This window comes from Streptomyces sp. NPDC085946 (assembly GCF_044540485.1).
Taxonomy (GTDB): domain Bacteria; phylum Actinomycetota; class Actinomycetes; order Streptomycetales; family Streptomycetaceae; genus Streptomyces.
The window spans coordinates 160,629-172,897 of sequence record NZ_JBITSF010000018.1; the positions used below are offsets into that span (position 1 = coordinate 160,629).

11 protein-coding genes are annotated in these 12,269 nt (G+C 73.5%); 8 read left to right on the forward strand and 3 right to left on the reverse strand.

What is annotated here, in order from left to right:
- Positions 1 to 33: 33 nt before the first annotated feature.
- Entirely contained in the window at positions 34 to 1,887 is a 1,854-nt protein-coding gene (ilvD, locus tag ACIF8T_RS29900) for a dihydroxy-acid dehydratase (protein WP_400039219.1), read from the forward strand.
- A gap of 53 nt (positions 1,888 to 1,940) precedes the next feature.
- Here the strand turns inward: ilvD and ACIF8T_RS29905 are convergent, their stop codons facing one another.
- Complete coding sequence (locus ACIF8T_RS29905) at positions 1,941 to 4,145, reverse strand: serine/threonine-protein kinase (RefSeq protein ID WP_400039220.1); 2,205 nt, start codon at positions 4,143 to 4,145, stop codon at positions 1,941 to 1,943.
- A gap of 182 nt (positions 4,146 to 4,327) precedes the next feature.
- Here ACIF8T_RS29905 and ACIF8T_RS29910 point away from each other — a divergent pair, with 182 nt between their 5' ends.
- From ACIF8T_RS29910 to proC, 6 genes are all read left to right on the forward strand, one after another.
- Positions 4,328 to 4,654, forward strand: a complete 327-nt coding sequence (locus tag ACIF8T_RS29910) for an SH3 domain-containing protein (protein WP_400039221.1) — start codon at positions 4,328 to 4,330, stop codon at positions 4,652 to 4,654.
- A gap of 43 nt (positions 4,655 to 4,697) precedes the next feature.
- Positions 4,698 to 5,222 (forward strand): EamA/RhaT family transporter, encoded by a 525-nt coding sequence (locus ACIF8T_RS29915; RefSeq protein WP_400039222.1) that lies wholly within the window; start codon positions 4,698 to 4,700, stop codon positions 5,220 to 5,222.
- 212 nt (positions 5,223 to 5,434) lie between these two features.
- Complete coding sequence (locus ACIF8T_RS29920; protein WP_400039223.1) at positions 5,435 to 6,331, forward strand: class I SAM-dependent methyltransferase; 897 nt, start codon at positions 5,435 to 5,437, stop codon at positions 6,329 to 6,331.
- A 94-nt stretch (positions 6,332 to 6,425) separates the two neighbouring features.
- A complete protein-coding gene (locus tag ACIF8T_RS29925) occupies positions 6,426 to 7,250 on the forward strand; it encodes an ABC transporter ATP-binding protein (protein WP_400039224.1) in 825 nt (274 codons plus the stop codon).
- A complete protein-coding gene (locus ACIF8T_RS29930; RefSeq protein WP_400039225.1) occupies positions 7,247 to 8,050 on the forward strand; it encodes an ABC transporter permease in 804 nt (267 codons plus the stop codon). Before ACIF8T_RS29925 ends, ACIF8T_RS29930 begins: the two co-directional genes overlap by 4 nt.
- A gap of 133 nt (positions 8,051 to 8,183) precedes the next feature.
- On the forward strand, positions 8,184 to 8,996 hold the full coding sequence (gene proC, locus ACIF8T_RS29935) for a pyrroline-5-carboxylate reductase (protein WP_400039226.1): 813 nt from the start codon (positions 8,184 to 8,186) through the stop codon (positions 8,994 to 8,996).
- 43 nt (positions 8,997 to 9,039) lie between these two features.
- Here the strand turns inward: proC and ACIF8T_RS29940 are convergent, their stop codons facing one another.
- Complete coding sequence (locus ACIF8T_RS29940) at positions 9,040 to 9,630, reverse strand: cysteine hydrolase family protein (protein WP_400039227.1); 591 nt, start codon at positions 9,628 to 9,630, stop codon at positions 9,040 to 9,042.
- Positions 9,631 to 9,705: 75 nt separating this feature from the next.
- Here ACIF8T_RS29940 and ACIF8T_RS29945 point away from each other — a divergent pair, with 75 nt between their 5' ends.
- Positions 9,706 to 10,734, forward strand: a complete 1,029-nt coding sequence (locus ACIF8T_RS29945; RefSeq protein WP_400039228.1) for a GlxA family transcriptional regulator — start codon at positions 9,706 to 9,708, stop codon at positions 10,732 to 10,734.
- On the opposite strand, the gene trpS is transcribed toward ACIF8T_RS29945, so the two are convergent.
- The gene (gene trpS, locus ACIF8T_RS29950) at positions 10,644 to 11,699 is read right to left on the reverse strand and encodes a tryptophan--tRNA ligase (protein WP_400039229.1); all 1,056 of its coding nucleotides are present in this window, start codon (positions 11,697 to 11,699) and stop codon (positions 10,644 to 10,646) included. The genes ACIF8T_RS29945 and trpS overlap by 91 nt on opposite strands.
- Positions 11,700 to 12,269: the final 570 nt, after the last annotated feature.

Here is a 12,269-nt window from a genome sequence, read left to right on the forward strand (position 1 = left end):
CTCTGGCCGGCATTTCCGAAGGAGCGAGCGACGATGCCCGAGCTGAGGTCCCGCACAGTCACCCACGGCCGCAACATGGCGGGCGCACGCGCCCTGATGCGCGCCTCCGGTGTACCCGGTGCGGACATCGGCCGCAAGCCGATCATCGCGGTCGCCAACAGCTTCACGGAGTTCGTGCCCGGCCACACCCACCTGGCCCCGGTCGGCCGGATCGTCAGCGAGGCGGTCGTGGCGGCGGGCGGCATCCCGCGCGAGTTCAACACCATCGCCGTCGACGACGGCATCGCGATGGGCCACGGCGGCATGCTGTACTCGCTGCCCTCCCGCGACCTGATCGCGGACAGCGTGGAGTACATGGTCGAGGCGCACCGCGCCGACGCCCTGATCTGCATCTCCAACTGCGACAAGATCACCCCGGGCATGCTCAACGCGGCCCTGCGCCTGAACATCCCGACGGTCTTCGTCTCCGGCGGCCCGATGGAGGCCGGCCGGGCCACCCTGGTCGACGGCACGGTCCGCACCCTGGACCTGATCGACGCCATGGTCGAGGCCGCCAACGACAAGGTCTCCGACGCCGACGTGCTCCGCATCGAGGAGAACGCCTGCCCGACCTGCGGCTCGTGTTCCGGCATGTTCACCGCCAACTCGATGAACTGCCTCACCGAGGCCATCGGCCTGTCCCTGCCCGGCAACGGCTCGGTCCTGGCCACCCACACGGCCCGCAAGGACCTGTACGTGCGCGCCGCCCACACGGTGATGGACCTCACCCGGCGCTACTACGAGCAGGACGACGACTCGGTCCTGCCGCGCAACGTCGCCACCTTCGCGGCCTTCCAGAACGCCATGGCCCTGGACATCGCCATGGGCGGCTCCACCAACACGATCCTGCACCTGCTGGCCGCCGCCCAGGAGGCGGAGGTGCCCTTCGGCCTCACCGAGATCGACGAGCTCTCGCGCCGGGTGCCCTGCCTGGCGAAGGTCGCCCCCAACGTCGCCAAGGACCGCACGTACTACATGGAGGACGTGCACCGCGCCGGCGGCATCCCCGCCCTGCTCGGCGAGCTGCACCGCGCGGGCCTGCTCAACGAGGACGTGCACTCCGTGCACAGCCCGTCCCTGGCCGACTGGCTGAAGACCTGGGACATCCGCGGCGGCTCCCCGTCCCCGGAGGCCGTCGAGCTGTGGCACGCGGCCCCCGGCTGCGTCCGCTCCGCCGAGGCCTTCTCCCAGTCCGAGCGCTGGGACGTCCTCGACGAGGACGCCGAGGGCGGCTGCATCCGCTCCGCCGAGCACGCCTACTCCAAGGACGGCGGCCTGGCGGTCCTGCGCGGCAACCTCGCGGTCGACGGCTGCGTCGTGAAGACCGCCGGCGTCGACGAGTCGATCTGGACCTTCGAGGGCCCGGCGGTCGTCTGCGAGTCGCAGGACGAGGCCGTCGAGAAGATCCTCACCAAGCAGGTCAAGGAGGGCGACGTCGTCGTCATCCGCTACGAGGGCCCCAAGGGCGGCCCCGGCATGCAGGAGATGCTCTACCCGACGTCGTACCTGAAGAGCCGCGGCCTCGGGAAGGCCTGCGCCCTGATCACCGACGGCCGCTTCTCCGGCGGCACCTCGGGCCTGTCCATCGGCCACGCCTCCCCGGAGGCCGCCTCGGGCGGCACCATCGCCCTGGTCGAGGACGGTGACCGCATCCGCATCGACATCCCCAGCCGCTCCATCGACCTCCTGGTCGACGACGCCGAACTGGCCCGCCGCGCGCAGGCCCTGAACGGCCGGTACGCCCCGAAGAACCGCGACCGCAAGGTCTCGGCGGCCCTGCGCGCCTACGCGGCGATGGCCACCAGCGCCGACAAGGGCGCCGTCCGCGACGTCTCCAAGCTGGGCTGACCCCCCCCTGCCCCGCCGGGCCGCCTCCCCCCCCCGGGGAGGCGGCCTTCCGGCTACCAGGAGGAGGGGTCCCGGGCGTCCAGGGCGAAGACGGTGCCGTCGGGGGCGGTGGCGTAGAGGTGGCCCTGGGCGAGGACGGGCCGGGGCACGGAGCCCGCGACCCGGCCGGAGGCGGAGCCGAGCCGGGACGGCGTCTGCCCGCGGAGCCGCCCGCTGCGGGCGTCGACGGCGAGCAGCCGGCCGTCGGCGGCCGAGACGTACACGTACCGGCCGTCGGCCACCGGCGCGGAACCCCGGAGCACGGCCGTCTCCAGGTTCCAGAGCTGCTTCCCGGCCTCCAGGTCGACCGCCACCAGCGATCCGCCGGTCCCCATCAGGTGGACGACGTCCCCGCGGACGCCGCCCTGGGCCTGCTCCAGGGGAACGGGCAGTTCCACCCGCCGGGTCGCCCCCGTCTCCGGGGTGTGCCGGACCACGGCCGTGGCCCGGCGGTAGACCGGGTCGACGGCGAGGAGGTACACCGACCCGTCCGCCGCGTCGAGCGGCTCCAGGGAACCCGTCAGGCGCGCCTCCCACCGCACGGCTCCCGAAACCGGATCGACGGCCGTGAGCCGGGTGCGCGAACCGTCGCCGGACGTGCTCGTCAGGTACGCCAGCGGATCCCCCGGGAAGGAGGTGAAGAGCGGCAGGTCATGCCCCGCGATCCGGTGGCTCCACCGGGTGTCGCCCGAGGCGCTGTCCACCCCGGTGACCGTCCCGTCCGCGGCGGTCAGCAGGAGCGTGTTCCCCGCGAGCGCCAGACCGGTGTACGCGGGCACGTCCTGCTGCCAGCGCGGTTCGCCGTCCGACGGGTCGAGTCCTCGCAGCCGGCGCTCCCCGGTCGGCGGGGGCTGCACGAGGCCGCCCGACAGGACCGGCGGCCCGCCGTGGCGGTCCTCGGGGAGGGTGTGCCGCCACAGCACGCGCCCGTCGGCCGGGTCGAGCGCGAAGACGGTCCCGGGCTGGGCGCAGAACAGCGTCCCCTGCCCGTGGGAACAGTGCGGGGTGCTCCCCTCCGAGGCCGGCACCGTCTGCCACGCGCTGAAGGCGGCCGCCGTGGTGCGCGGGCTGTCCTCCGGCGCCGTGCTCGTGCCGACGAGCGACTGGACCGCGGCCAGCCCGCCGACGAGGACCAGGGCGAGCACCCCGGCTCCCACCGCCGTCCGCCTGCCCGGGCGCCTGCGGGGCCGGGGCCCCGGCCCCCGGCCGGACGGTCGCGGCTCCCCGGCGGACGGCCCGAGGCCGTCGGCGGACGGTGCCGGGTCGTCGGCGGACGCCGCGGGGGCGTCGGCGTGCGGCTCCCCCGCGGGCTCCTCGGCGGGGCGCCCGGCCCCGGGGTCCGTCGCCTCCTGCGTGCGCTGCGCCGGTATGAACGCCTGGGTGTCGTACGAGGCCGCCACCGACCGCAGTTCGCGCATCAACTCGTCCGGCGAGGGCCGGTCCTCGGGTTCCTTGGCGAGGCAGCGCAGCACCAGGGGCGCCAGTTCGGCGGGCACGCCGGTCATGTCCGGCTCGTCGTGCACGACCTGGTAGGCGACGACGTACGGGCTGTCGGAGTCGAACGGCCCGCTGCCCGTGGCGGCGTGCACCATCACGGACCCGAGCGCGAACACGTCCGCGGCGGGCCCCACTTCACGGGGGCGCCGGAACTGCTCGGGCGCCATGAAGGGCGGGGTGCCGATCAACTTCCCTGTCTCGGTGCGCAGTTCGCTGTCCTTCGGCCGGGAGATGCCGAAGTCGATCACCTTGGGTCCGTCCCCGGCGAGCAGCACGTTGCTCGGCTTCAGGTCCCGGTGCACCACTCCCACCCGGTGGATGTCGCGCAGCGCCTCCGCGAGTCCGGCCATCAGCCGGCGCAACTGGGAAGGGGGCAGGGGACCGTTCCCCTTCACCTCCTGCGCCAGCGTCGGACCCGGGATGAACAGCGTGGCCATCCAGGGCCGTTCGGCATCCGGATCGGCGTCGACGACCGGCGCGGTGAAGGCGCCGCTGACTCTGCGGGCCGCGCCGACCTCCTGCCGGAACCGCCCCCTGAACTCGGGATCCCTGGCGAACTCGGCGTGCACGACCTTCACCGCGAGCTTCATGCCGGACGTGCTCCGGGCCAGGTGCACCACCCCCATGCCGCCCGACCCCAGGCAGGACTCCAGACGGTAGTGACCGGCGTATGCCGGAAGTTCCGCTTCCGCGTTCGTTCCGGTGTTCTGCTGTGGCGCCATGGGACCACCCCCGTGCTGTTCGTCCACGCGCGCGACGCACGGAGCCTAGTCGATGACTCGTACGGGACAGAGGCGGCTTGCTAGCCTCCCTGTTCCACGAGCGCACACGTGTGCGCGGCGTGACTTCGGGGAATCAACGGGGCCCCATGGTCGTCATGGGGGTCACACGGGGGAGGTCTGCCATGTCCGTCGACGGCATCGAAGAGGTCGCGAGCAGAGGCGGGACGGAGGCCGTCGCCACGCTGGCGACGACCACGGCTCTGCGCTACTACTCGGTCGCACCGGGCGTCCGTCTCAACGTCCGCAGCGGTCCGGGCACCCAGTACACGATCGTGCGCGTCCTGCCCGAAGGCGCCAAGGTGGCGATCTTCTGCCAGACGCCGGGCACCACGGTCACGGGCCCGTACGGCACGAGCAGCATCTGGGACAACATCGGCAACGGCGAGTACGTCTCGGACGCGTACGTCAACACGGGCAGCGACGGCTACGTGGCCTCCCGCTGCGCCTGAACCCGCACCGGGCCCGCGGCGCCGCCGGCGCCATAATCGACGCGTGAGCGACGAGAACGGCACCCCGGCCGGCCCCGCGGGCCCCACCCCGGTTCCGGCACCCCCCACGGGCCCGCGCCCGGAACCCCTCCGCTTCTTCGGCACCACCTGGCTGCACCACGACCGCGGCTACACCGCCCGCCGCGTCGCCGTGTCCGCCGGCTCCCTCGCCGCGGCCGCCGCCTCCTGCCTCGTCCTGCGCGTCGCCTACGACGGCCTGCGCATCGCCGACGTCGGCAGCTTCGTCACCCTGCTCATGGTCGTGATGTTCGCGGTCTGCGGCGCGCTCGCCTTCCGCCACACCTGGGACGGCTTCACCCGCCGCCCCGACCCCGAGCGGCAGGCCTCCCTCCGCGGCCTGCTGACCATCGGCTTCGTCGGCTCCCTCCTCGCCTACTTCTTCCGCTCCCTGACCGAGGCGCCCGGCGAGGGGCTGCACCGCGAGGAGTACGAAGCGGCCCGCGCCCGGCACGAGAAGCGCACCACCCGCCGCTCGGGCAACCCGTCGAAGAAGCGCCACCGCTCCTGACCCGGCCGGCCTCCCGGCGACCGCTTCTCCCGGCCTCGGGTGAGCCCGGCCCGTATGCCGGTGTGTCGGTGTTCCTCTTCCGGCGGACCGCTTCTCCCGGCTTCGGGTGAGCCCGGCCCGTATGCCGGTGTGTCGGTGTTCCTCTTCCGGCCACCTCCACCGCCACGCGGAACCCACCCCCAGGCCCCCGCCGCCCCCGCCACCATGGCCGTATGACCTCACGGCCCCCCTCACGGTCCTCCTCCTGGCCCACCGACGCCGCCCCGCCCCCGCCCCCTGACCCGGCACCGGCCGGGACCCCCGACGGGGCAGCGGCTCCGCCTCCCGACCAGCCCCCGCCCGCACCCCCGCACACCACCCGCGCCCACTCCTTCAACGCGGCCGCGGCCCAGTACGCCGCCAACCGCCCCTCCTACCCGCCGGCTCTCCTCGACGCCCTGGAGGAGCTGTCCGGACGCCCCCTCCCCGGCTCCCGCGTCGCGGACGTCGGCGCCGGCACGGGCATCGCCACCGCCCTCCTGCATGCCCGGGGCGCCGACGTGATCGCCGTGGAACCCGGCGACGGCATGGCGGCCCAGTTCCGCCGCACCCTTCCCGACGTCCCGCTCGTCCGGGGCAGCGGCGACGCCCTCCCCCTCGCCGACGCCTCCGTCGACCTGCTCACCTACGCCCAGGCCTGGCACTGGACCGACCCCGCCCGCTCCGTCCCGGAGGCCCTGCGCGTCCTGCGCCCGGGCGGCGCGCTCGCCCTGTGGTGGAACACGGACGCCCTGGACGTGCCGTGGATCGCGGACCAGGCCGACCGCACCGCCCGCCGCTTCGGCGTGAACCTCACCGCGGAGCGGCGGGACGCCGGCACCCGCGCCACCGGCCCCGCCGCCCGCCTCGCCTTCACCCGACGGGTGATCCGCTGGAGCCGCCGCGTCCCCCTGGACACCCACCTCGCCCACCTCGGCAGCCACTCGGTCCTCCTGGTCGCCCGCCACGAGACCGCCGCCGCCTTCCTCGCCGAGGAGCGCGCGCACCTGCTGACGACCTTCCCGGACGGCATCGTCGAGGAGGTCTACGACGTCGACCTCCGCGTCGCCCTCCGACCGGCCCCCGCCTGACCGGAACCTCCCCCGCCCGCCCCCGCCCGCCCGGTCCCCGCCCGTCCCCCCTCACCGCTTGACGTGCCGGACCCCCGGGAGGAGTATTCATCACATGGTGAATTATCTTTCCGGGTCACCCCCCGCGCAGCCGCCCCCCACCGGCTCCGCCCGCGAACACCCCGCCGTCCGCGCCGAGAACCTCACCGTCGCCCGAGGCTCCCGCACCGTCCTGCACGGCCTCGGCTTCACCGTCCCGCGCGGCCGGATCACCGGCCTCCTCGGCCCCTCCGGCTGCGGCAAGTCCACCCTCATGCGCGCGATCGTCGGCACCCAGGCCAAGGTCACCGGCACCCTGGACGTCCTCGGCCGGCCGGCGGGCCACCCCGCCCTACGCACCCGCATCGGCTACGTCACCCAGGCCCCCTCCGTCTACGACGACCTGACCGTCCGTCAGAACCTCGACTACTTCGCCGCGATCCTCGACCCCGGCCGCTCGGCGGCCGGCTGCCGCCGCGAGACCGTCACCCGCGCCATCGCCGACGTCGACCTCACCTCCCACGCCGACGCCCTCGCCGGCACCCTCTCCGGCGGCCAGCGCAGCCGCGTCTCCCTGGCCGTCGCCCTCCTCGGCACCCCCGAACTCCTCGTCCTCGACGAGCCGACGGTCGGCCTGGACCCGGTCCTGCGCCGCGACCTGTGGGACCTCTTCCACACCATCGCGGCCGACCGCGGCGCCACCCTCCTCGTCTCCTCCCACGTCATGGACGAGGCCGAGCGCTGCCACCGCCTCCTCCTCATGCGCGAGGGCGAGATCCTCGCCGACGACACCCCCGACGCCCTGCGCACCCGCACCGGCTCCCAGACGGTCGAGGCGGCCTTCCTCCGCCTGGTCGACGAGGCGGCCGCCGCGGGCCGGACGAAGGAGACCACCCGATGACCACCCCACCGACCCCCACGACGAGCACGGGCACGCCCCCCGCACCGGCCCGCACGAGCGCCCTCGACGCCTCCCGCACCACCGCCACCGCGGCCCGCGTCCTGCGCCAGCTGCGCCACGACCCGCGCACCATCGCGCTGATGATCCTCATCCCCTGCGTGATGCTGCTCCTGCTGCGCTACGTCTTCGACGGCAGCCCGCGCACCTTCGACACCATCGGCGCCTCCCTGCTCGGCATCTTCCCGCTGATCACCATGTTCCTGGTGACCTCGATCGCCACCCTGCGCGAACGCACCTCGGGCACCCTGGAACGCCTCCTCGCCATGCCGCTCGGCAAGGGAGACCTCATAGCCGGCTACGCCCTGGCCTTCGGCACCCTCGCGATCGTCCAGTCGGCCCTCGCCACCGGCCTGGCGGTCTGGGTGCTCGACCTCGACGTCACCGGCTCCCCCTGGCTGCTCCTCGTGGTCGCCCTGCTCGACGCACTCCTGGGCACCGCGCTCGGCCTCTTCGTCTCGGCCTTCGCGGCCTCCGAGTTCCAGGCGGTCCAGTTCATGCCGGCCGTGATCTTCCCCCAGCTCCTCCTCTGCGGCCTCTTCACCCCCCGCGACGCCATGCACCCCGCCCTCGAAGCCGTCTCCGACGCCCTCCCCATGTCCTACGCCGTCGACGGCATGAACGAGGTCCTCCACCACACCGACATGACCGCCGCTTTCCTGCGGGACGTCCTGATCGTGGCGGGCTGCGCCCTGCTGGTCCTGGGCCTCGGCGCGGCCACCCTGCGCCGGCGCACGGCCTGACCCGCCCCCACCGGCGACACCCCGCCGAAGCCCCTCCGGCCGGCGTCCGCTCCCCGGACACCCGAGCCGCCACCGGCCCGCGGAGTGCGAGGATGCCCGTAGGACGACGCACCCTTCGGAGGGCACCCCAGCCATGACCCAGAAAGTCGCAGTCCTCGGCACCGGCAAGATCGGCGAAGCCCTGCTCAGCGGAATGATCCGAGCCGGCTGGGCCCCGGCCGACCTCCTGGTCACCGCCCGCCGCCAGGAACGGGCCGACGAACTCCGCACCCGCTACGGAGTCACCCCGGTCACCAACGCGGAAGCCGCCAAGACCGCCGACACCCTGATCCTCACGGTCAAGCCGCAGGACATGGGTACCCTCCTCGACGAGCTCGCCCCCCACGTCCCCGCCGACCGCCTGGTCGTCAGCGGCGCGGCCGGCATCACCACCTCCTTCATCGAGGACCGCCTCGCCGCCGGCACCCCGGTGGTCCGCGTCATGACGAACACCCCCGCCCTCGTCGACGAGGCCATGTCCGTCATCTCCGCCGGCAGCCACGCCACCGCCGAACACCTCGCCCACGCCGAGGAGATCTTCGGCGCCGTCGGCAAGACGCTCCGCGTCCCCGAGTCCCAGCAGGACGCCTGCACCGCCCTGTCCGGCTCCGGCCCGGCCTACTTCTTCTACCTGGTCGAAGCCATGACGGACGCCGGCATCCTCCTCGGCCTGCCCCGCGACAAGGCCCACGACCTGATCGTCCAGTCCGCGATCGGCGCCGCCACGATGCTCCGCGACAGCGGCGAACACCCCGTCAGGCTCCGCGAGAACGTCACCTCCCCCGCCGGCACCACCATCAGCGCCATCCGCGAACTCGAGAACCACGGCGTACGAGCCGCCCTCATCGCCGCCCTCGAAGCCGCCCGCGACCGCAGCCGCGAACTGGCCTCCGGCAAGAAGGACTAGGACTGACCCCTGCCGGGGGCGGCCCCCAGTGCCCGCCGCGGCCCTACGCGCCCGCCGCGGCCACGACCTCCCGCGTGGTCACGACCCGCGCGAAGCCGCCCCCGTGCAGCGACACCGCCGACGCCCGCGCCACCTCCTGAGCGGTGAGCCGCCAGCCGAACGGCCCCTCCAGGTCGAAGGTATACGTCGCGTCGAACGCGACCACCACCTCGTACCCCAGGTTGCCGCCCATCCGCGCCGTCGTCTCCACGCACATGTTGGTCTGGATCCCGGCGAGCACCACCTGCGAGATCCCCGCGGCCCGCAGCCAGGCGTCCAGGTCCGGCGTCCCGTGGAAGGCCGAGTTCACGCTCTTCGTCACCAGCAGCTCCGCCCCTGCGCCCCCCTTCCCGCGGCGCCGCTCCACGTACTCCTTGAAGTCGTTGCCCCCGTGCCCCGGCCGCAGCGGCGACCCCGGCTCGACCGAGTCGTGCCGGACGAACACCACCGGCCGCCCGGTCTCCTGCCACACCTCGATGAGCCCGGCGATGTTGTCATCGGCCCCGGGATGGTTCCGAGGCCCCCAGTGATCCAGCTCCTCGAAGCCCTTCTGCACGTCCACGACCACCAGCGCTGCGTTCTCCGCGATCTGCATGACCACGATCCTGCCGCCGCCGAGGCGACCGCCCCAGCGGTACGGAAGCCATCGATCGATGGTTTACTGCCGCCCATGCGCGCCCGTCCGTACCGCGTGGCCCTCCTCGCCTTCCCCGGCATCCGCGCCTTCGACGTCTCCGTCGTCACCGAGGTCTGGGGCACCGACCGCACCGACCGCGGCGTCCCCGCCTTCGACCTGCGGCGCGTCGCCGCCGACAGCGCGCCCGTCCCCCTGCGCGGCGGCCTCACCCTCCAGCCCGACCGCACCCTCGCCTGGCTCGCCCGCGCCGACCTGATCCTCGTCCCCGGCCTCGACGACCACCTCACACCCGCCCCCGCCCCCGTCCTCGACGCCCTCCGCCGCGCCCACGCCCGCGGCACCACCCTCGCCGCCCTGTGCGGCGGCGCCTTCACCCTCGCCCAGGCCGGCCTCCTCGACGGCCGCCGCGCCATCACCCACTGGAACCTGGTCGACCTCCTGCGCGCCCACCACCCCCACGTCACCGTCGTCCCCGACGCCCTCTTCATCGAGGACGACCGCATCTGGACCGCCGCCGGCACGGCCGCCGGCATCGACCTCTGCCTCCACCTCGTCCGCCTGGCCCACGGCGCCGAGACCGCCGCCACCGTCGCCCGCTCCATGGTCACGGCCCCCTTCCGCACCGGAACCCAGGCGCAGTTCATCGAGCACCCCACCCCCCGCACGGACCGCGACGCCGACACCCTCGCCGCCGTACGCGAACACGCCCTGCGCCACCTGCACGAACCGCTCACGGTCGCCGACCTGGCCGCCCGGGCGGGCATGTCACCGCGCACCTTCGCCCGTCACTTCGCGGCGCAGACGGGCACCACACCCCTGCGCTGGCTCCTGGACCAGCGCGTCGCCGCCGCACAGCGATTCCTCGAACGCACCGACCTCCCCATGCCCGAGGTCGCCCGCCGCGCCGGCTTCGGCAGCGAGGTCACGATGCGCCAGCACTTCGCCTCGCGCCTCGCCACCAGCCCGCGCGCCTACCGGGCGGCGTTCAGCACGGCACCGGTGTCGACACCGGTGTCAGCACCCGTATCGGAAACGGCCGGCAGCAGCCCGATCGCGCGATAAGCGGCGTCCACGGTCGGCCGCGCCATGGCCCTCGCCCGTTCCGCGCCATCCCGCAGCACCCCCGCCACGTAGCCGGGATCCGCACACAGCTCCTTGTGCCTGGCCTGCACGGGCCTGAGCAGCTCCACCACGGCCTCCGCGGTGTCCCTCTTCAGAGCGCCGTACGAAGCGTGAACGCCGGACAGATCCGCGGGGTCCCCACCCGTGCACGCCGCGAGGATCTCCAGCAGATTGGCGATCCCGGGCTGCCCCGCCGAGTCGTGGACGACCTCCCGCCCGCTGTCGGTCACGGCCCGCATGACCTTCCTGCGCACCACGTCCGGCTCGTCCAGCAGGTAGACGATCCCCGGCCCGACGTCGTCGCTCTTCCCCATCTTCGACCCCGGCTCCCGCAGGTTCATCACCCGCGCCGCCACCTCCGGATGCGTGGCCCGGGGCACCACGAACGTGCGCCCGTACCGCTGGTTGAACCGCACCGCGAGGTCCCGCGCCAGCTCCACGTGCTGGGTCTGGTCCTCCCCGACGGGCACCTCGTCCGTCCCGTACGCCAGGATGTCCGCCGCCATCAGCACGGGATACGTCAGCAGCGACAGCCGCACGCTCCCGCCCCGGTCCCGCTCCCGCGCGGCCTTCTCCTTGTACTGGACCATCCGCCGCATCTCACCGTCGGTCGCCACGCACTCCAGCAGGTAGGACAACCGCGCGTGCTCGTCCACGTGGCTCTGCACGAACACCGTGCACCGCTCCGGATCCAGCCCCGCCGCCAGCAGCAGCGTCGCCGCCTGCCGGCTCAGCCGGCGCACCCGCGCGGGATCGTGCTCGACGGTCAGCGCGTGCAGATCGACGATGCAGAACAGCGCGTCGGCCCGGTACTGGTCCACGGCGGCCCACCGCCGCACGGCTCCCAGGTAGTTCCCCAGCGTCAGATGCCCGCTCGGCTTGATCCCGCTGAAGACCCGCTTCATCTCCCACCTCCTGCTCGGGACCGCCACCACCGGCGGCCGGCTCCCTGGAGGGGGACACGAGAAACGGCCGCCGGGGGCGGCGGCCGTTGGGTGCACACGTACGTCCGGCCGCCGTCAGGCGGCCCACCACTGCTGGGTGTGCGTGTGCGTCGTCATGCAGGTCAGCGTACGCCTCCCGGTGTCCGCGCGGACCGAAGTTGACACGCCCCCGGCCGATCCGTAAGGTTCTCCGAGTTGTCCGACGTGAGCGCCGACTCCGGTCGGTCCCCGGACAGCCATTCCGCACCACCAAACCTCTCTCGACGACAGTCGTCTGTCTGCCGTCGTGCGATTGGCGCGCGTATTCGCGGAATGAGGAATCCGAGTTCGAAAGGACGCGGCCCCCGATTGGCTTCGGGAGCGAGGAATCCGCTAAAGTCTCACTCGTCGGAAGGGCCCAACAGCCCGGAAGACAGCCCCCATCGACTGGGAATCGGGCCCGAAAGGATCTGATAGAGTCGGAAGCGCCGGAAAGGGAAACGCGGAAGCGGGAACCTGGAAAGCACCGAGGAAATCGGATCGGAAAGATCT

Excerpts from the sequence above, each read along its gene's own strand:
- proC (WP_400039226.1), top strand. The coding sequence starts at position 8,184 with ATGACCCAGAAAGTCGCAGTCCTCGGCACCGGCAAGATCGGCGAAGCC.
- ACIF8T_RS29925 (WP_400039224.1), top strand. The coding sequence starts at position 6,426 with ATGGTGAATTATCTTTCCGGGTCACCCCCCGCGCAGCCGCCCCCCACC.
- ACIF8T_RS29920 (WP_400039223.1), top strand. The coding sequence starts at position 5,435 with ATGACCTCACGGCCCCCCTCACGGTCCTCCTCCTGGCCCACCGACGCC.
- ACIF8T_RS29930 (WP_400039225.1), top strand. The coding sequence starts at position 7,247 with ATGACCACCCCACCGACCCCCACGACGAGCACGGGCACGCCCCCCGCA.
- trpS (WP_400039229.1), bottom strand. The coding sequence starts at position 11,699 with ATGAAGCGGGTCTTCAGCGGGATCAAGCCGAGCGGGCATCTGACGCTG.
- ACIF8T_RS29940 (WP_400039227.1), bottom strand. The coding sequence starts at position 9,630 with ATGCAGATCGCGGAGAACGCAGCGCTGGTGGTCGTGGACGTGCAGAAG.
- ACIF8T_RS29905 (WP_400039220.1), bottom strand. The coding sequence starts at position 4,145 with ATGGCGCCACAGCAGAACACCGGAACGAACGCGGAAGCGGAACTTCCG.
- ACIF8T_RS29910 (WP_400039221.1), top strand. The coding sequence starts at position 4,328 with ATGTCCGTCGACGGCATCGAAGAGGTCGCGAGCAGAGGCGGGACGGAG.
- ilvD (WP_400039219.1), top strand. The coding sequence starts at position 34 with ATGCCCGAGCTGAGGTCCCGCACAGTCACCCACGGCCGCAACATGGCG.
- ACIF8T_RS29945 (WP_400039228.1), top strand. The coding sequence starts at position 9,706 with ATGCGCGCCCGTCCGTACCGCGTGGCCCTCCTCGCCTTCCCCGGCATC.